This is a genomic window from Pseudomonas aestiva, from assembly GCF_039908605.1.
Taxonomy (GTDB): Bacteria; Pseudomonadota; Gammaproteobacteria; order Pseudomonadales; family Pseudomonadaceae; genus Chryseomonas; species Chryseomonas aestiva.
Genome location: NZ_CP150916.1, coordinates 2,372,888 through 2,390,561 on the forward strand (window position 1 = coordinate 2,372,888; position 17,674 = coordinate 2,390,561).

The window sequence follows — 17,674 nt, forward strand, 5'->3', positions numbered from 1 at the left end:
CGATCACCAGGAGGTCCCGCATGACGAGCCAATGCTGGACAGCGGTAGACGACCTCCGACCGGCCGTGGCGCTGGTCATCCTGCATGGCGATCTCGACCCCGCGGTAACGGCGGAATTGCGCAGCGGCTTGCCCGACTGCAGCGACCTCCCGGTGCTGCAACTGGAGGACGTCGGCGGGCTGCACGAAGAGTGGCTCACCCAGGGTCCGCAGAGCCGGATCGTACGGCTGTTGTCCCGGCTGGGCGGTGACTGCCTGCTGCTGGCGGTCGAGCCGGCGGGCTCGAACCAGCTGGAATGGCTGGGATCGGTCGACGGTCAACGGCTGCAACAGTTCACGAGCGGCACGCCTACGCGCGAGCTGATTGCCCGCCTGCAGCAGCTCAGACGCGAACGCCTGCTGGCGGTGTTGCCGCTTTGAGCGTAGCCGTCATGCCAGCCGCTCGACCTGTTCGGCGATCAGAGCCCTGATCGCGCGCAGACAGCGCAACTCGCCGGCGAAGACCGCCCGCAGCTCCGGTCGCGCGCCGGCCAGAGTCTGATTTTCCCGCTCGGTCTGTTCCAGCAACTGCTGAGCCTGCAGGGACAGGCGCTGGCGCAGGCGTTGCAATTGGGCAGCAGCCGGCGAGCGCTTGATACCCAGCGCTTCGGCTGCATCCAGCAGTCGCTCGCGGTCGATGGCCACCAGCCGGCTTTCACCCAGGATCGGCCAGGCGAGGGTGGTCGCGTCCGGCCAGCGCTGCTGATCGAAGGCGCGGCTCTCGTACACGGCCGTGCAGAGCAGGTCATAGCAGGGCGCAAGGGCCAGCCCACGGGGTGAGACCAGAAAGCCCAGATTCTTCAGATGGGCATCGGTATTGCCCACCAGCACGTTGAAGGCCAGCCAGTTGAACAGCCGCGTCCGGGTCACGGCGGGCGCCTCGCACAGCCGGGCCAGTTCGGCCAGGCGCTCCACGCTACCCGCCTGGTACTTGAAATGACGGTCCAGACCCAGCACCTGGCAGGCGTCGATGCCATGGCGCCGTTGCCAGCCGCCCGGGGTACGGACGCGGTCGAAGCGCTCGATCAGATAGATCGGCTCGGGCACGTAGCGGCGCTCGACGGCGGGAACCATCAGCCCGGCCAGACCCGCCAGGCGCATGGTGAACCACTCGTTGATTACCGAATGGGCGAAGGCCTCGTGGGGATGGTCCGGCTTGAGGATATGGGTGGAGGGCAGGGCGCCCACGGGTTCCTGCAGCCCCTGGTCATCGAGGATCACCGCCAGCTTGTGCTGGGCGCCGGCCAGCGACATGCGCTTGTGCGCCTCGTGGGTCAGCGGCAGCTGCGGCATGGCCTGGATCCGCCGGGAGAGATCGGCATCGCTCAGGGGGCGGCGATCTCCCGGCGGCAGGTGCTGACCTTCGGCGAGCAGGGTAAGGGAGCCGGCGGATTCGGCGCCGTACCAGCTCAGCAGGGCGAAGGCATCGGCGGCATCCAGGCGCGCATCCTGGGCGAGCAGTTGCCGCTGGCCTTCCTCGGGCAGCAGATTGTCGAAGTACCACTGCACCGGTCGCTGCGAACTGCCATCGATCAGCGGCTCGCGCTGCAAGGGCAATTGCGGACAGAGCCCGAAGGCCTGCCAACCGGACTCGTACCGGAACGACCAGATACCGTTCTCGTCAGCCAGCCGACCCACCAGCTGGTCGTCGATCCAGGCCAGGAGTTCACGCCTCATGGTGTCCGGGTATCCGGCTGGGCTGCCACTTCAGGGGGCAGATCCACGATCAGACGCACCCCCAGGCCTTCCAGTACCTGGAACAGCTTGCCCCATTGGACGGTTTCGCCACCGCGCTCGACCTTGCCGAGAAAGTTTTCACTGACGCCGAGACTGCCGGCGGCGTCGTCCTGGCGCAGTGACTGGGCCTTGCGCGCCTGGCGGACGAGGGCGCCCAGGTCGGCGGCATTCTTGAGTATCACCTGCATGATTTATCCTCACGAGCGTGGGGATCAGGCTAACGCTAAAGGGAAAGGCAGCGCAATCCTCAAGAACGTGAGGATTTCAGTCGTTGATAACGCTGCAAATACGGAATCCTTTCGATCATGAGGATTTCAATCTTCTACTAACGTCGCGCCCCTAGCTGCTGGGGTGCCAGAAAGGCGCTGTGGAAGTAGCTGCGAAAGGCCTGCATGGCCGGTGTCAGGGGGTGCTCGCGGTGCCAGGCCAGCCCCACGCTCATGGGCGTGATGGGCTCTACCAGGGTGCGCGTCTCCAGGCGCTTGCCCTCCAGCGACCAAGGGCGATAGACCAGGTCGGAGAGAATGGCCACGCCGCTGCCGTTGGCCACCATGCTGCGCACGGCTTCCACCGAGCTGGTCCGCAAGCGCACCTGGGGTTCACGGCCTGACTGGCGCCAGTAGCGCCTGGCACTCTGTTCCGCCTCGTCGACGGTCAGCAGCACATAGGGCTCGCGGGCGACATCGGCCAGGCTGACATTGGGTCGATCGCGCAGGGGATGGCCACTCGGCAGCCAGAGACGGCGTTCGGAATTGAAGAGCGTCTCGGAGACGATGTCCTCGTGGGTCAGGTTGGCGGTCAGGACCACCGCCATGTCGATGCGCCTGTCCAGCAGCGCCTCCTCGATGGCCTGGCGCTCCTGTTCGTGCACCGCCACCGTCACCTCGGGATAGAGCTGCGCCAGGCGTTGCAGATGGTGCGGCAGGAAGTAGCCGATCACCGTATAGCTGGCGGCGATGCGCAATTCGCCGCTGGCGCGGTGGTCGGGCAGGGCGCTGCTCAGGGCATCGTCGACCCCGCGCAGGATGCCGTAGGCATGGTTGAGGAAATGCCGGCCGGCATCGGTCAGCGCCATTCCTTGCGCCGAGCGGACGAACAGACTGGCGCCCAGCAGACTCTCCAGTTCCTGGATGGCACTGGTCACCGCCGACTGGGAAATGTTCAGGTGGATGGCCGCCTGGGAGATCTGCCCCAGTTCGGCGGTCGCGGTGAAGTAGCGTAGCTGACGCAGGGTAAGGGCCATCACGACTGTCCTGAGGTATCGATTTTTCCGAACGCTGGACCTTGGATAATAAATCTTCCCAAGGGGGCAGGGCAGTCCTAAGGTCGAGGACACCGCACCACTGCCAGGGAATACCGCAATGATCGAGGTGGACTTCAATTCCGACATGGGCGAGGGCTTTGGCGCCTGGACACTGGGCGATGGCGTGGATGACCAGCTGCTCGACCTGGTCAGTTCGGCCAATATCGCCACCGGCTTCCATGCCGGCGATCCCGCCCTCATGCAGCGCACCGTGCTGCAGGCCAAGGCGCGCAACGTGGCCATCGGCGCCCATCCGGGCTATCGCGATCTGGTGGGTTTCGGCCGCCGGCCCCTGCAGATGCCCGCCGAAGAACTGGTGGCCGATATCGTCTATCAGCTCGGCGCCCTGCGTGAATTCGCCCGGTTGCATGGCCTGCGGCTGCAACATCTCAAACCCCATGGCGCGCTGTTCATGCACCTGGCGCGGGACGAGACGGCTGCCCGGCTGCTGGTGGAGACGCTGCAACGGCTCGAACCCGGGCTGCTGCTCTATTGCCTGCCCGATTCGGCCACCTGGCGAATCGGTCGCGAGCTGGGCCAGCCCCTGATGCGCGAGTTCTATGCCGACCGGGACTATGACGCCAGCGGGTCCATCGTGCTGGTCCGGCGCATGGGCGCGCTCGATCCCCAGGCCGTGGCCGAACGGGTACTCAGAGCCTGCCAGCAGGGCAGGGTCGCCACGGTGGAGGGGGGCGATGTTGAGGTGGCCTTCGAATCCATCTGCCTGCACAGCGATACCCCTGGTGCGCTGGGCCTGGCCCAGGCCATCCGCCAGCGCCTCGCCGCCGCCGGCATCGCCATCCGCGCCCCAGGCGCCGGCTAGTTTTCATGCGGACACCGGCGCCAAGACGCCGGGTCCTCCAGTCCTTCGCTACGCCTGCCTTTCCGACAACATTGCCTAGAAGAGGAATCGTCATGGCCGAACATTCGGTGCTCTCGCCCTTGCCCGGAACGTTCTATCGCAAACCCACGCCCGATGCGGCGCCCTATGTGGAGGTCGGGGAAACCGTCACCGCCGGCACGGTGATCGGCCTGGTCGAGGTGATGAAGCAATTCTCGGAGGTCCATGCCGAGGTGGACGGGACCCTGACGGCCTTCGCGGTGGAGGACGGTGATCCGGTCGAGCCGGGTCAGTTGCTGGCCACCCTGAGCGGAGCCTCCTCGTGAGTACGCCAGGAGGCGGCATCCGCCGTCTGCTGGTGGCCAATCGTGGCGAGATCGCCGTTCGTATCCTGCGCGCCGCCAAGGCGCTGGACATCGAGACGGTGCTGGCCTGCAGCGAGGCCGACCAGGATTCGCTGGCGGCGCGCCAGGCCGATGCCGTGGTGGTGATCGGCCCGGCGCGCGCGGATCGCAGCTACCTCAATATAGAGGCCCTGCTCAAAGCCTTGCGTGACAGCGGCGCCGATGCGGTGCATCCCGGCTATGGCTTCCTGGCCGAGAACGCCGCCTTTGCCGATGCAGTGGAGGAGGCGGGTGCCGTCTTCGTCGGCCCCTCGGGTGACATCATCCGCCGCATGGGCGACAAGGCCGAGGCACGACGTACCGCGCAGGCAGCTGGCGTTCCGGTGGTCCCAGGCTCTGCCAGCGAACCGGCTGATATAGAGGCCGCCATAGCGGCAGCCGAGACGGTGGGCTATCCGCTGCTGATCAAGGCAGCGGCCGGGGGCGGAGGCCGGGGCATCCGCCTGGCACGCGACGCCGCCGAGCTGGCGCGGGAATTTCCCGTCGCCCAGCGTGAAGCCCAGACCGCCTTTGGCAGCGGCGCCCTCTATCTGGAGCGCTTCATCGAGCGCGCTCGTCATATAGAGGTGCAGATCCTTGGCGATGGCCAGCGCGCCGTGCATCTGTTCGAGCGCGAATGCTCGTTGCAGCGGCGCCGCCAGAAGCTCCTGGAAGAAGCGCCATCGCCGGTGCTGAGCGCTGCCCAGCGCGAGACCCTCTGCGCCAGCGCGGTACGCCTGGCCGAACGCCTCGGCTATCGCGGCGCGGGGACCCTGGAGTACCTGTTCGATGAAGCCAGCGGCGAATTCTTCTTCATCGAGATGAACACCCGCATCCAGGTCGAGCACCCGGTCTCCGAGATGGTCACCGGTATCGATCTGGTCCAGGCCATGCTGCGCATCGCCGGGGGTGAACCCCTGGGGCTGCGCCAGGAAGACATCCATCTGCAGGGCGCCGCCATCGAGCTGAGACTCAACGCCGAAGATCCGGCGCGCAACTTCTTTCCCAGCCTCGGGACGGTCGAGCAGCTCGCCTGGCCGCAGGGCCCGGGCATCCGTGTCGACAGTCATCTGTACGCGGGCTATCGGGTACCCCCTTATTACGACTCGCTGCTGGCCAAGCTCATCGCCCATGGCACCGATCGCGGCGAGGCCCTGGCCCGTGCCCGCCAGGCGCTGGATGAATTGCGTCTGAGCGGCATGGCCACCACCGCCAGTCTGCATCGCCGTCTGCTGGACGAGCCCTGGGTGATCGAAGCGCGCTTCGACACCGGTACCCTGGAACACTGGTTGGCCGAGGAGATCTCCGCATGACGACCGCGATCCGCTATAGCTTCGGTGGCGACGAGCACCTGTTCGTCGAATTGTCCGAAAGCATGTCCCTGGAAGCGTTTTTCCGTGGCCTGGCCATGACCCGTGCGGTGCAGGCGCTGCAATTGCCCGGCATCCACGACATCTGCCTGGCCAATGCCTCCTTCCAGATCCGTTTCGATCCCGACGTGCTGCCGCCCGACCGGCTCCTGGCCGCGGTCCAGGGCGTGGAAGACCAGGCGGTGGCCGAGCGCCAACTGGCCACGCGGATGATCGAAATCCCGGTGCTCTACAACGATCCCTGGACCCACGAGACGCTGATGCGCTTTCGCGATCGCCACCAGGATCCGTCCGCCACCGATCTGGAATACGCTGCGCGCGTCAACGGCCTGGCCGACGTCGAAGCCTTTATCGCCGCCCACAGCGGCGCGCCCTGGTTCGTGTCCATGGTGGGTTTCGTCGCCGGATTGCCGTTCATGTTCCAGATGGTGGAGTCCGAGCGGCAGTTGCAGGTCCCCAAGTACCTGCGACCCCGCACCGACACACCCAAGCAGACCCTTGGCCACGGCGGCTGCTTCGGCTGCATCTATTCGGTACGGGGCGCCGGTGGCTACCAGATGTTCGGTGTGACGCCGGCGCCCATCTACGATCCGGCGCAGCGGCTCGATTACCTGCAGGAGCTTATGGTGTTCTTCCGGCCCGGCGACATCGTCCGTTTCCGCGCCATCGACCGCGCCGAGTACGACCGGATGCTGGCCGAGGTAGAGGAGGGTAGCTTCACCCTGAATATCCGGCCGGTGGACTTTTCCCTGGACGCCTTCCTCGACGATCCCCGTGGCTATCCGCGCACCCTGATGGAGGAGCTGGCATGATCAAGGTACTCAAACCCGGCCTGGCCACCTCGATCCAGGACCTCGGCCGTGAAGGCTACTACCACCTGGGCATTCCGCCGTCGGGTGCCATGGACAGCTATGCCTTGCGCGCGGCCAATCTGCTGGTGGGCAACACAGCCGGCGCCGCGGCCCTGGAATGCACCTTGCTCGGTCCGGAGCTGCTCTTCGCCGAAGACGCCCTGGTCGCCCTGAGCGGCGCGCGCATGACGCCACGCCTAGACGGCGCCGAAATGCCGCTGGACGAAGCCTTCAGCGTACGCGTCGGCCAGGTGCTCAAGTTCGATTACCTCAAGGCCGGTGCCCGTGGCTATCTGGCCGTGGCGGGCGGCTTCGATGTGCCCGAGGTGCTGGGCAGTCGCTCGACGTACACCCTGGGCGGCCTGGGTGGCTTCCAGGGTCGAAGGCTCGCCGCGGGTGACGAACTGGCTGTCGGCACCCCGGCGACAGGCGTCAAGCCTGGCGTCCGGTTGCCAGGCGACCTGGTGCCGGCTTGCGGCGGCGAGGTGATCCTGCGGGTCGTGCCGGGTCTCTATCATCACCGCCTGACCGCGGACGCCGCCGAGGCGTTCTTCGCCGATACCTGGACGGTAGGCTCCGAAGCCGATCGCATCGGCTATAGATTCAAGGGCGGTCGGCCGCTGCAATTCACGCCGCGCGAACAACCCTTTGGCGCCGGCTCGGATCCGTCCAATATCGTCGACAGCTGTTATCCCATCGGCTCGATCCAGGTGCCGGCGGGCCTTGAACCCATCGTCCTGCACCGAGACGCGGTGTCTGGCGGCGGCTACGCCATGATCGGCACCGTCATCAGCAGTGACCTGGATCTAATCGGCCAGCTGCAGCCGAATCAGAAAGCCCGGTTCGTCGCCGTGACCCTGGAAGACGCGCTGGCCGCACGGCGTGTGTACCGGGAGCGCTTGCAGCGACTGGAGCAGGTCCTGGCGACCTGAGGGTCGCTGGACGTTGCGGCGATCGGTCTGGAGATCCTGAAGGCGTCGTTCGTAACGGACGCGTCTTCAGGATCGTCACTCAAGGAAATCCTGCTCGAAGCTGCACGTCTTGCAAAACATGCTGATCGGCAGCGCCAGGGTAGGGAAGCGAGAGTGGAGTCTGCTGGCTGGATTGGCGAGAACGTTAAACGCCGAATGGGATGGCAAAGGGCAGTTGTCAGCCCAGGCCCATATCCAATTTAACATAATATACATTATGCGAAGTCAGGGTTAGGGAGCGCTGCACCAGGTGGCTGCCTTTTCACGCTGGCGGCTTTCTTCAATTTGCCACGACCACGCCACGTTGCCTGGCACTACGACTCCAGGGATTCAGATCGCCGCTTACCGTACACCTGCACCGCAAATTCCGCAGCGCCCGTTTGTACAAGACGCCGCTGGCAGCTTTAATCGGATGGCGTTCGTTCCCGGAGTTCTTTCCGGTTGTCGCGCCTCTGCCTGTGTCACCGCGCGCGAATGTCCTGGGTTTCCAACACGTATTCCATCCCAAGGAGTTTTGCATGGCTTATCAAGCCGCTTCCGATCGCTATGACCGTATTCCTTACCGCCGCGTGGGTCGCAGCGGTCTCGTGCTGCCGGCGCTTTCTCTGGGCCTGTGGCACAACTTCGGCGACACCACGCCGCTGGATCGTCAACGCGCCTTGCTGCGCACCGCCTTCGATCTGGGCATCAATCACTTCGACCTGGCCAACAATTACGGGCCGCCCTATGGCAGCGCCGAGATCAATTTCGGTCGGCTGCTGCGCGAAGACTTCGCGGCCTACCGCGACGAACTCATCATTTCCAGCAAGGCCGGCTGGGACATGTGGCCCGGACCCTATGGCCAAGGTGGCGGCTCGCGCAAATACGTCCTGGCCAGCCTGGATCAGAGCCTCAAGCGTCTTGGCCTGGATTACGTCGACATCTTCTATTCGCACCGTTTCGACGAACACACCCCGCTGGAAGAAACCGCCAGTGCCCTGGCCACGGCGGTCCAGCAAGGCAAGGCGCTCTATATCGGCATCAGCTCCTATTCGGGGACCAAGACCCGGGAAATGGCCAAGCTGCTGGCCGACTGGAAGATCCCGCTGCTGATCCATCAGCCGGCCTACAACCTGCTCAATCGCTGGATCGAAAAGGATCTGCTGGAGGCGACCGAGGAAATCGGCAGTGGCGTGATCGCCTTTACACCCCTGGCCCAGGGATTGCTGACCGACAAGTATCTCAATGGCGTTCCAGCCGAAGCCCGGGTCAATCAGCCCGGTGGCCAGTCGCTGCAGCAAGGTCATCTGTCCGACGAGAACCTGGCCCGGGTACGCGCCCTGGATGCCATCGCCAAGCGCCGCGGCCAGAGCCTGGCGCAGCTGGCCCTGGCCTGGACCCTGCGCGATCCGCGCATCACCAGCGCCCTGATCGGCGCCAGTCGGCCCGAGCAGATCGTGGAAAACGTGGCAGCCCTGGACAACCTGACCTTTACCGCCGAGGAACTGGCCGAGATCGATACCCATGCGGTCGAAGGCGACATCAATCTCTGGGCCAAGCCGTCCAGCGCGGAATAAGGCTCCGCCTGGCGTAGCGGGCGCTCCAGCGTCAGCTACGCCTACCTTTATAGGGTCCTGGCAGGGCATAACCACCCTCGCCCGCCCTCACCTCTGCGGCTGCTGACGCCGCGTCCCGATCTGTTCCTGGCGATACTGGCTGGGCGTCTGTCCGGTTTCGTTGCGAAAATGCCGGTTGAAATTGGACAGATTGGAATAGCCCACCTCGAAGCAGATGGCTGCAATGGACAGCTCCGCCTGCCGCAGCAGACGACAGGCCCGCTGGATGCGCAGCTTGCGCGCCAGTTCGATGAAGCCGTGGCCGGTAACCTTCTTGAAAAAGCGTGAAAACCCCGCCTCGCTCATGCCGACACGCCTGGCAATCACCGGCAGCCGGATATCTTCGGTGAGTTCGCTCAGCAGATAGTCGAAGGCCTGATGCACCCTTGCGGAACTGCGGGCATCCAGCGCCGGCGCATAACAGGCACTGGCCAGGACGATCCTTTCGCGTCCCGGCGCCCGGGACAGCAAGCCCAGCAAGGCGAACAGCCTGAGCAGGCGCTCGGCACCCCGGGCCTGGCCCATCGCCTCGATCAATGCAGCCGCCTGCAGGGCCGTATCGCCGGTGAACTCCAGACCGCGTCGGGCCTGTTCCAGCAACGGCAGATAATCGCCCAGCTCCGGTGCCACAGCGCTCAGCGAGCGCAGCAAGTCACCATTGAACTGGATGACCACATCGCGACCGGCGAGTACCTCGCCGGGTGGCAGATCACCGATCCAGTCATGTGGCAGATCCGGCCCGATCATGGCTACGTGACCTGCCGCAAAGGGCCCGACATAGTCGCCGGCCAGCAGTCGGCCACTGCCCTGGCGGATCAGGTGGATCTCGTATTCGGGGTGATGATTCCAGCGCGCCAGGGCGTAGGGATAGTTGTGCTCGTACCAGCGAAAACTCTGGTCGGGCGCGGCGAAGATCACTTCCAGCTCTGCTGGCCGCGCCTCGAGGAAGGCGGTCGCCTTCATGATGTACCTCTGCGTGTTCTGGTAAGGCTGCACCCGTCCGCCTGGCTATCGATGCTTTTTTGACCTCGGCGCGCTGTGCGATCCAGGTCAAAAATGTATCGGCAACTGGTCAATGCCAGGTTAGCCAGCGGCTTCGCCCTGCTGTTGTAATCCTCTCCAGCGGGCCTGTCGAGATCAGATTTATATCGGCGGCCAGCCGCTCATAACAACAACAAGCTGCCCGCCGTGGCAGTCACGGAGAGAAGAAGATGAAGCGCCCTATCGCGTTGCTGCTGCTGGCCGGTCTCGGACTGACCGGTGTTGCCCAGGCCGTCGAATCGGTCACCGTTGCCACCGTCAACAACAGCGACATGGTGCGCATGCAGCGCCTGTCCCAGGTCTTCGAAAAACAGCACCCCGATATCAAGCTCAACTGGGTGGTGCTCGAAGAAAATGTGCTGCGGCAGCGGCTGACCACCGACATCACCACCGGTGGTGGCCAATTCGATGTCCTGACCATCGGCACCTACGAAACACCGCTCTGGGGTGCCAAGAACTGGCTGGAGCCGCTCGACAACCTCCCTGCCAGCTATGACGTCGAAGACATCTTCCCGGCGGTCCGCCAGGGGCTGTCGGTCAACAACCGTCTCTATGCACTGCCGTTCTACGGCGAAAGCACCGTCACCTACTACCGCAAGGATCTGTTCAAGGCCGCCGGCCTGCAGATGCCCGACAAACCGACCTGGACGCAACTCGCCGCCTTCGCCAGCCAGCTCAACCAGCCGGACAAGGAGCAATACGGTCTCTGCCTGAGAGGCAAGGCCGGCTGGGGGGAAAACGTCGCGTTGCTCAGCCTGATGGGCAACGCCTTCGGCGCGCGCTGGTTCGACGAACAATGGCAGCCCGAACTAACCAGTCCCGAGTGGACGGCAGCGGCCAATTTCTACGTCGACAACATGAAGAAGTACGGCCCGCCCGGGGCTTCCAGCAACGGCTTCAACGAGAACCTGGCCCTGTTCAACAGCGGCAAGTGCGCGCTCTGGGTGGATGCCAGCGTCGCCGGCTCCTTCACCACCGACAAGAGCCAGAGCAAGGTGGCCGATGCGGTCGGCTTCGCCGCCTCGCCCCATGAGGTCACCGACAAGGGCTCGTCCTGGCTGTATGCCTGGTCGCTGGCGATCCCGGCGAGCGCCAAGCACAAGGAGGCTGCCAAGACCTTCATCACCTGGGCGACCTCCAAGGAATACATCCAGCTGGTGGCCGACCAGGATGGCATCTCCAACGTCCCGCCGGGCACTCGCCAGTCGACCTACAGCCAGGCCTACCTGAGCGCTGCGCCCTTCGCCAGGATCACCCTGGAGATGATGCAGCACGCCGACCCGGCCCATCCCTCGGCCAAGCCGGTGCCCTATGTCGGTATCCAGTACGTGACCATCCCCGAGTTCCAGGCCATCGGTACCTCGGTCGGCAAGTTGTTCTCCGCTGCCCTCACCGGCCAGATGAGCGTCGAGCAGGCCCTCAACGCGGCCCAGACCTCGACGACCCGCGAAATGAAACGCGCGGGCTATCTCAAGTAACGTCCCTTTATCCAAGACCTGACTGCGCGCTGCAGCGCGCGGTCAGTCTCTCGATCGGAGCCAAGACTATGAACAGACTGGAAGGAAAAAGCGCCCTGATCACCGGCGCTGCGCGCGGTATCGGCAAGGCCTTCGCCGAGGCCTACCTGCGGGAAGGCGCGACGGTGGCCATCGCCGACATCAATATCGAAAGAGCCCGGGAGACCGCCAACGAACTGGGCGAGCGCGCCTACGCTCTTGCCATGGACGTCACCGACCAGGCGTCCATCGACACGGCCATCTCCCAGGTGGTCGCTACCGCCGGCAAGCTCGACATCCTGGTCAACAATGCCGCCCTGTTCGACCTGGCCCCCATCGTCGAGATCTCGCGGGAAAGCTATGACCGGCTGTTCGCAATCAACGTAGCCGGGCCCTTGTTCACCCTGCAGGCCGCTGCCCGGCAGATGATCGCCCAGGGGCATGGCGGCAAGATCATCAATATGGCCAGCCAGGCCGGGCGCCGCGGCGAAGCCCTGGTTGCCGTCTATTGCGCGACCAAGGCCGCGGTCATCAGCCTGACCCAGTCGGCCGGCCTCGACCTCATCAAGCACCGCATCAACGTCAATGCCATCGCCCCCGGCGTGGTCGACGGCGAGCATTGGGAGGGTGTGGACGCCCTCTTTGCCCATTACGAGCAACGGCCGCTGGGCGAGAAGAAGCGCCTGGTCGGTGAAGCCGTACCCTACGGCCGCATGGGAACCGCCGAGGACCTGGTCGGCATGGCGCTGTTCCTGGCGTCCAGCGACAGCGATTTCGTGGTCGCCCAGACCTACAACGTCGACGGCGGCAACTGGATGAGCTGATCCACCCTGCGGTCAGCTCAGGTCATGCAGTTCCTTGACGATCGCCCGACCGATCTGCAGGTCGGCGAAGCTGACCTCCAGGCCCTCGCGCTGCGGCGAGCAGCAATAAGGCCCGACCTGCAAGTCCGCGCCCTCTTCGCTCGCGAACCGGCACAGCCGCAACAGCGGCCAGCTCAGACCATCCAGGGAATACTGGAGGCGCAGCACCTCGTCATGCAGTGTCATCCGCAGCCAGAAGCCGCGCAACGCATCAGGCATGGGCCCGAGGGCCCAGTCGGAATGCCCCAGGGTGAGGACGCTGCCCAGATGGGCGATGCCATCGCTGATCTCGAGCCCGGTCTTGCACCACTGCTCGGGGCCCTGCCGCACCATCAGGCCGGCCTGGTCATACAGCTCGGAAAAGGTCCCGGTGATCCGCACCTGGGCGGTGAAGTCCGCTCCGGCCGCATAACCGCGGAAATGTCCGCTATCACGCTCAAAACCGTATTGGGTCTTCTGCCAGAAGTCGGTCTCGCGATCGGTGCAGATGTGCAGCAGGCCATCCGTGTCGGACCAGCGCTTCGGCTCGTTCAGCCAGTGGGCGGGCAAGGTCTTCGCAAGGGTCATGACGGTTATCCGCGGCGGATGGGCTGCGCACACGATAGATCAAGGACGCGGGATGCGCCAAAGCTGGAGGTTAATCGTGCTGTCAGGGCAGCCATCCCCTGCCCTCTAGCGACCTTCTTGCAGGCATGAAAAAAGGGAGCCCGGAGGCTCCCCTGTTCAAGTACGTCTGCTGTCCTCTTGTTTTTGTTGTCGGACATCAACGTCATCGATCTTTAGTACGCCCCACCAAGCAGGTGGGAAGTGAACAGATTACTTTGGTTGCTCTGCAGCGTTCCAAAATGATCGGTTCGCGAGCCTTGGCCGTCTTGTTCTTGTTGTTGGCGGTTAGCGGCGCATCTTGTTGTTCTTGTGTCAGTAATAACGCACTCGCCGTGCCAATATTCATAAGTCGTTGAAATAGATAGATTTTATTGATTGGAGCCTGACATTGAGACAACTGTTGCGGAGGATTTCGTTACCTTTTCACTCAGCGGTGAAGGATCTGGTTACGACATCCACCCGCTCGGTAACGCCAACGGCGCTCAGCGGCTGTAGGTCGAACGCTTGAGTGTCGCCTCGTTGTTGCGCTGGGCGGCAGGTCGTTCGGGATTGTCGGTAGGCAGGTACAGCAGCCGTGTGGCCAGCACCTCGCGACGCGGCTTGATGTCGGGTCGCAGCGCCCCGCGCTGGGTACGGTCGAAATCGCGCAGGTCGACGACCTGCATGCCGTCCTGGGCCGGTACCACGAAGACCGGCAGGTTGGCGTGGATCATGGCGTCATAGCGACTTTCCTCGCCGAACCAGAGCATCGCCCGTGGATGCGGGGCGATCTTCTTGTGCCGGACCAGGATGTCGTCGTCCGCCATGCGATTGAGTGCCTGATGCTCCTGCCATTCCGGCGTGCGATCCAGGGCGGTCCGCTCCCGATCGGCGCGGGCCATGGCGAGGCTCTTGAGTTGCTCGCGTACCTTGGACACCTTGACCCGCTCTCCTCCGGCGGTGTGGCCGGCCCAGGTAAAGGTCAGCTGCCGGACCGGATCGGGAAAGCCATGGACTTTGCGGATCAGTTGCTTGGTATTGAAGGCGCCGCCCAGGGCCTTGCGCATGATGCGCGGCCGCGCCTCGGGCGCCAGCTCCAGCTCCAGGCGCGTCTGTTCGATGGCCGCGCTGAAGGCCGCCTTGCAGGTGTTGATGGCCAGGACCTCCTCCATCAGGGGTTCGGTCAGGGCGATATAGCCTGGCAGGCGGCTGACGGTACCCGGCGCCTGGCCGGGCTGCAGGTGGAAGGCCAGCAAGGCATCACGGGTAAGCTCCACCGCAGCGCTACCCTCGAAGGACTCCGCGGCGATGTGGTCCGGCACCCGCTGTTGCGCCAGCAAAGGCAGCCGCCAGACCCGGGCGGCCACTACCTTGCCTGGCCAGCGCTCGTTGAAGGTCGCGATGCTCAGCTTGAGGTCTTCGAACGCGCTCTTGATGTCTTCGTGCATGGCCAACTCCAACCTGATAACGACCAGATTCTAGCATTTGCGCGAACTTGGGCTTCTTCTTGATTACTGTGCAGAGGAATTTCCAATAAATAAATCATCATATAGGGGTGGTATTACTCTGTATGGGCTGTAATTTCTGGGTAAATTGCGGATGGCCATCCTGATCCCTGAGGGTGACCTGCAGTTCCGCAGTCTTACCGTCGATCTCGACCTCGCCGAAGAACTGAAAACCACTAAGGGGTGACGTATTGGCCTGGGGTGGCGCCTTGTGGAACACCACCTCGGGGCCGAAGGTGGCATCCAGCGGGTTGGGACCGAAGCTGCCGGCATTGAGGGGCCCTGCCACGAACTCCCAGAAGGGTTCGAAATCCTGGAACGCCGCCCTGTCCGGGTGGTAGTGGTGCGCGGCGCAGTAATGCACGTCCGCCGTGAGCCAGACGGTATTGCGAACCCCCTGCCGTGCGATGAAGCGCAGCAGGTCGGCTGTTTCCAGCTCGCGCCCCTTGGGGGCTCCGGGATCGCCATTGGCGATGGCCTCCCAGCGCGCCTGGCCCTGCGCATCCTTGCCGTCCGGGACCTGCAGCCCGATGGGCATATCGGCCGCGATCACCTTCCAGGTCGCCGTGGACGCCTGCAGCGCTTTCTTCAGCCAGTCGAGTTGTTCCTGGCCGAGGAAGGCGCCTTGACCGCTCTCTTCGCTGCCCAGGTTGCTGTCGTTGCCAGCGCGATAGCTGCGCATGTCCAGCACGAAGACCTCCAGCAGGGGGCCATAAGCGATCCGGCGATAGATGCGCCCTGCTCCATCGGCCGAGACGCCGCGCATGGGTGCGTACTCCAGAAAGGCCTGGCGTGCCCGACCGCTCAGCACATTGATGTCCTTGACCTGGTAGCGCTCGTCCAGCGTCTTGCTTGGCGACCAGTTGTTGGTGGTCTCGTGGTCGTCCCACTGCCATACCTGCGGGACTTCTGCGTTGAACCGCTTCAGATGGTCGTCCATCAGGTTGTAGCGATAGTTGCCGCGGAATTCGTCCAGGGTTTCCGCCACCTTGCTCTTGGCCTCGGTGGTGATATTGCGCCAGATGCGCCCTTCTTCCACCGTCATTTGCGCCGGCACCGGCCCGTCCGCATAGATGGTGTCGCCACTGTGCAGGAAGAAGTCCGGTCGCCGCTCGCCCATGGCGTTGTAGATGCGCATGCCGCCGATATCGGGATTGATGCCAAAGCCCTGCCCCACAGTGTCGCCGCCCCAGACGAAACGGATATCGCCACGCTGACTCGGCGCCGAGCGCAGGTGACCGGCGACAGCTTCACTGAGGGCACCACTGTCCACGTCCTCGAAGCGGACACGGTAGAAGATGTGCTGATCGGCCGGTAATTCGGCGAGGTCGATACGCGCCGTATAGTCCTGCGCGGCCGTGGTAACAGCACCGGCCACCTTGCGCAGCGAGCGAAAGCTCTCCTGGGTATCCCACTCCACCAGCAACCGGGCGGGCCGGTCCGTGCGACTCCAGATCAATGCGCGGCCGTCAGTGACATCCCCGGCCTGAATACCGTCGGGTATTGCTGGACGTCCGGCCGGCGCGGCCCAGGTCCTTTGCCCCAGGGCCGGTAACAGAAGCGAAGCACCCAGGCCTTGCAGGACACGACGACGATCAGGACGGAGAAGGGACATAGCATTGGCCTCTGCTGGAAAACCGCTAGCACTACCCCGCCTTGATTACCTGTTCATGACATCAGAGGTGTCAGATAAACCTTTCTTGCTCTATAGGGGTGGTATTAACCAACAGGCGCTTTGGCCTGGCTCCCCGAAATGGCATCATGGCGCCCCTGTTACGAACCGCCGTCACGGCCGTCGCGAAGTTGCTTGGAGCCTCCATGTCCGCCAGACCCTTTATCACCGTCACCCCGCCCAACGTCGCGCTGCACGGACGGATCGCCCCGCCCGGTTCCAAGTCCATCACCAATCGGGCGCTGCTCCTGGCCGCGCTGGCCAAGGGCACCAGTCGCTTGACCGGCGCCCTCAAGAGCGATGACACCCGGCACATGTCCGAGGCCCTGCGGCAGATGGGTGTCACCGTCGACGAGCCCGATGCCACCACCTTCGTGGTGACCAGCTCCGGTCACCTGCAGCAGCCGGCCCAGCCACTGTTCCTCGGCAACGCCGGCACGGCGGTACGCTTCCTCACCGCTGCGGTGGCGACCGTCGCGGGCACCGTGACCCTGACCGGTGACGCCTATATGCAAAAGCGCCCCATCGGTCCCCTGCTGGAAACCCTGAGGGCCAATGGTATCCAGGTGGACGCCCCTAGCGGCTGCCCGCCGGTGACCGTCACCGGCCAGGGCCGCCTCACCGCCCGCCGCTTCGAGGTGGATGCCGGTCTCTCCAGCCAGTACGTCTCCGCCCTGCTGATGCTGGCCGCGCTGGGCAGCGAACCGGTGGACGTCGCCCTGCGCGGCAGCGACATCGGCGCCCGTGGTTATGTCGACCTGACCGTCGAGGCGATGCGCGCCTTCGGGGCCCAGGTCGAGCAGCTGGACGCCGCCACCTGGCGCGTCGCCCCGACCGGCTATGTCGCCCGGGACTACTTCATCGAGCCGGACGCCTCCGCCGCCACCTATCTCTGGGCGGCCCAGGCCTTGACCGGCGGCGCCATCGATCTGGGTGTGGCCGACGACGCCTTCACCCAGCCCGATGCCAAGGCCCGCGACCATATCGCGGCCTTCCCGCGGCTGCCGGCGGTCATCGACGGCTCGCAGATGCAGGATGCCATCCCTACCCTCGCCGTTCTTGCCGCCTTCAACGAGACGCCGGTGCGCTTCGTCGGCCTGGCCAACCTGCGGGTCAAGGAGTGCGACCGGGTCGCGGCGCTGCACGACGGCCTCAACGCCATTCGCACCGGCCTTGCCCGCGTCGAGGGTGACGACCTGCTGGTAGCCGCGGACCCGGCCCTGGCCGGTACCCGGACCGATGCCGTGATCGAGACCCACGCCGACCACCGGATCGCCATGTGCTTCGCCCTGGCGGGCCTGAAAGTGGCGGGTATCCGCATTCTGGACCCCGAATGCGTCGGCAAGACCTATCCTGAGTACTGGAATGCCCTGCGCAGTTTGAACGTCCAGCTGAGCGAGGGTATCGAAGCCTAGGAATCGCT

General features: G+C 64.6%; 17 protein-coding genes. 10 read left to right on the plus strand and 7 right to left on the minus strand.

Translation table 11 applies throughout. From position 1 onward, the window contains the following. Positions 1-20 precede the first annotated feature (20 nt). Positions 21-419 carry a hypothetical protein gene (locus AABM56_RS11000; protein ID WP_133861698.1) on the plus strand — a complete coding sequence of 133 codons (399 nt, stop codon included), beginning with the start codon at positions 21-23 and terminating at the stop codon, positions 417-419. 9 nt (positions 420-428) lie between these two features. Here AABM56_RS11000 and AABM56_RS11005 read toward each other — a convergent pair whose 3' ends face one another. From AABM56_RS11005 to AABM56_RS11015, 3 genes are all read right to left on the minus strand, one after another. Continuing rightward, positions 429-1,715 carry a HipA domain-containing protein gene (locus AABM56_RS11005; RefSeq protein WP_133861697.1) on the minus strand — a complete coding sequence of 429 codons (1,287 nt, stop codon included), beginning with the start codon at positions 1,713-1,715 and terminating at the stop codon, positions 429-431. Beyond that, positions 1,712-1,963: a helix-turn-helix domain-containing protein gene (locus tag AABM56_RS11010; RefSeq protein ID WP_133861696.1), complete on the minus strand. Its 252-nt coding sequence runs from the start codon at positions 1,961-1,963 to the stop codon at positions 1,712-1,714. Before AABM56_RS11010 ends, AABM56_RS11005 begins: the two co-directional genes overlap by 4 nt. 137 nt (positions 1,964-2,100) lie before the next feature. Further along, a complete protein-coding gene (locus AABM56_RS11015; RefSeq protein ID WP_263259219.1) occupies positions 2,101-3,018 on the minus strand; it encodes a LysR family transcriptional regulator in 918 nt (305 codons plus the stop codon). 118 nt (positions 3,019-3,136) lie between these two features. On the opposite strand from AABM56_RS11015, the gene AABM56_RS11020 reads away from it, so the two are divergent. The 6 genes from AABM56_RS11020 (at position 3,137) to mgrA (ending at position 9,050) form a co-directional block, all read left to right on the plus strand. Next, complete coding sequence (locus tag AABM56_RS11020) at positions 3,137-3,901, plus strand: 5-oxoprolinase subunit PxpA (protein WP_133861694.1); 765 nt, start codon at positions 3,137-3,139, stop codon at positions 3,899-3,901. 92 nt (positions 3,902-3,993) lie between these two features. Then, the gene (locus AABM56_RS11025) at positions 3,994-4,245 is read left to right on the plus strand and encodes an acetyl-CoA carboxylase (RefSeq protein WP_133861693.1); all 252 of its coding nucleotides are present in this window, start codon (positions 3,994-3,996) and stop codon (positions 4,243-4,245) included. Beyond that, positions 4,242-5,615: an acetyl-CoA carboxylase biotin carboxylase subunit gene (locus AABM56_RS11030; protein WP_263259218.1), complete on the plus strand. Its 1,374-nt coding sequence runs from the start codon at positions 4,242-4,244 to the stop codon at positions 5,613-5,615. The genes AABM56_RS11025 and AABM56_RS11030 overlap by 4 nt, the downstream gene beginning before the upstream one ends. Then, a complete protein-coding gene (locus tag AABM56_RS11035; protein ID WP_133861691.1) occupies positions 5,612-6,484 on the plus strand; it encodes an allophanate hydrolase subunit 1 in 873 nt (290 codons plus the stop codon). The genes AABM56_RS11030 and AABM56_RS11035 overlap by 4 nt, the downstream gene beginning before the upstream one ends. Further along, entirely contained in the window at positions 6,481-7,455 is a 975-nt protein-coding gene (locus tag AABM56_RS11040; protein WP_133861690.1) for a biotin-dependent carboxyltransferase family protein, read from the plus strand. The genes AABM56_RS11035 and AABM56_RS11040 overlap by 4 nt, the downstream gene beginning before the upstream one ends. Before the next feature lie 557 nt (positions 7,456-8,012). Further along, positions 8,013-9,050 carry an L-glyceraldehyde 3-phosphate reductase gene (gene mgrA, locus AABM56_RS11045; protein ID WP_133861689.1) on the plus strand — a complete coding sequence of 346 codons (1,038 nt, stop codon included), beginning with the start codon at positions 8,013-8,015 and terminating at the stop codon, positions 9,048-9,050. 87 nt (positions 9,051-9,137) lie between these two features. Here mgrA and AABM56_RS11050 read toward each other — a convergent pair whose 3' ends face one another. Continuing rightward, a complete protein-coding gene (locus tag AABM56_RS11050; RefSeq protein ID WP_347884089.1) occupies positions 9,138-10,052 on the minus strand; it encodes an AraC family transcriptional regulator in 915 nt (304 codons plus the stop codon). A 248-nt stretch (positions 10,053-10,300) separates the two neighbouring features. Here AABM56_RS11050 and AABM56_RS11055 point away from each other — a divergent pair, with 248 nt between their 5' ends. Together AABM56_RS11055 and AABM56_RS11060 are read left to right on the plus strand one after the other, a co-directional pair. Beyond that, on the plus strand, positions 10,301-11,608 hold the full coding sequence (locus tag AABM56_RS11055) for a sugar ABC transporter substrate-binding protein (RefSeq protein WP_133861687.1): 1,308 nt from the start codon (positions 10,301-10,303) through the stop codon (positions 11,606-11,608). Positions 11,609-11,676: 68 nt separating this feature from the next. Next, positions 11,677-12,450, plus strand: a complete 774-nt coding sequence (locus tag AABM56_RS11060; RefSeq protein ID WP_133861686.1) for an L-iditol 2-dehydrogenase — start codon at positions 11,677-11,679, stop codon at positions 12,448-12,450. A gap of 12 nt (positions 12,451-12,462) precedes the next feature. Here the strand turns inward: AABM56_RS11060 and AABM56_RS11065 are convergent, their stop codons facing one another. The 3 genes from AABM56_RS11065 to AABM56_RS11075 all read right to left on the minus strand — a co-directional run bounded on the left by AABM56_RS11065 (position 12,463) and on the right by AABM56_RS11075 (position 16,194). Beyond that, complete coding sequence (locus AABM56_RS11065; RefSeq protein WP_133861685.1) at positions 12,463-13,056, minus strand: DUF1349 domain-containing protein; 594 nt, start codon at positions 13,054-13,056, stop codon at positions 12,463-12,465. A gap of 521 nt (positions 13,057-13,577) precedes the next feature. Next, positions 13,578-14,522 carry a DNA replication terminus site-binding protein gene (locus AABM56_RS11070; protein ID WP_133861684.1) on the minus strand — a complete coding sequence of 315 codons (945 nt, stop codon included), beginning with the start codon at positions 14,520-14,522 and terminating at the stop codon, positions 13,578-13,580. A gap of 97 nt (positions 14,523-14,619) precedes the next feature. Then, entirely contained in the window at positions 14,620-16,194 is a 1,575-nt protein-coding gene (locus AABM56_RS11075) for an alkaline phosphatase D family protein (protein WP_347884090.1), read from the minus strand. A 203-nt stretch (positions 16,195-16,397) separates the two neighbouring features. On the opposite strand from AABM56_RS11075, the gene AABM56_RS11080 reads away from it, so the two are divergent. Continuing rightward, positions 16,398-17,666, plus strand: coding sequence for a 3-phosphoshikimate 1-carboxyvinyltransferase (locus AABM56_RS11080; RefSeq protein WP_133861682.1), 1,269 nt, complete (start codon positions 16,398-16,400; stop codon positions 17,664-17,666). Positions 17,667-17,674 lie beyond the last annotated feature (8 nt).

Coding starts and splice junctions, on each gene's coding strand:
- AABM56_RS11000 (WP_133861698.1), top strand. CDS start 21: ATGACGAGCCAATGCTGGACAGCGGTAGACGACCTCCGACCGGCCGTG.
- AABM56_RS11005 (WP_133861697.1), bottom strand. CDS start 1,715: ATGAGGCGTGAACTCCTGGCCTGGATCGACGACCAGCTGGTGGGTCGG.
- AABM56_RS11010 (WP_133861696.1), bottom strand. CDS start 1,963: ATGCAGGTGATACTCAAGAATGCCGCCGACCTGGGCGCCCTCGTCCGC.
- AABM56_RS11015 (WP_263259219.1), bottom strand. CDS start 3,018: ATGGCCCTTACCCTGCGTCAGCTACGCTACTTCACCGCGACCGCCGAA.
- AABM56_RS11020 (WP_133861694.1), top strand. CDS start 3,137: ATGATCGAGGTGGACTTCAATTCCGACATGGGCGAGGGCTTTGGCGCC.
- AABM56_RS11025 (WP_133861693.1), top strand. CDS start 3,994: ATGGCCGAACATTCGGTGCTCTCGCCCTTGCCCGGAACGTTCTATCGC.
- AABM56_RS11035 (WP_133861691.1), top strand. CDS start 5,612: ATGACGACCGCGATCCGCTATAGCTTCGGTGGCGACGAGCACCTGTTC.
- AABM56_RS11040 (WP_133861690.1), top strand. CDS start 6,481: ATGATCAAGGTACTCAAACCCGGCCTGGCCACCTCGATCCAGGACCTC.
- mgrA (WP_133861689.1), top strand. CDS start 8,013: ATGGCTTATCAAGCCGCTTCCGATCGCTATGACCGTATTCCTTACCGC.
- AABM56_RS11050 (WP_347884089.1), bottom strand. CDS start 10,052: ATGAAGGCGACCGCCTTCCTCGAGGCGCGGCCAGCAGAGCTGGAAGTG.
- AABM56_RS11055 (WP_133861687.1), top strand. CDS start 10,301: ATGAAGCGCCCTATCGCGTTGCTGCTGCTGGCCGGTCTCGGACTGACC.
- AABM56_RS11060 (WP_133861686.1), top strand. CDS start 11,677: ATGAACAGACTGGAAGGAAAAAGCGCCCTGATCACCGGCGCTGCGCGC.
- AABM56_RS11065 (WP_133861685.1), bottom strand. CDS start 13,056: ATGACCCTTGCGAAGACCTTGCCCGCCCACTGGCTGAACGAGCCGAAG.
- AABM56_RS11070 (WP_133861684.1), bottom strand. CDS start 14,522: ATGCACGAAGACATCAAGAGCGCGTTCGAAGACCTCAAGCTGAGCATC.
- AABM56_RS11075 (WP_347884090.1), bottom strand. CDS start 16,194: ATGTCCCTTCTCCGTCCTGATCGTCGTCGTGTCCTGCAAGGCCTGGGT.
- AABM56_RS11080 (WP_133861682.1), top strand. CDS start 16,398: ATGTCCGCCAGACCCTTTATCACCGTCACCCCGCCCAACGTCGCGCTG.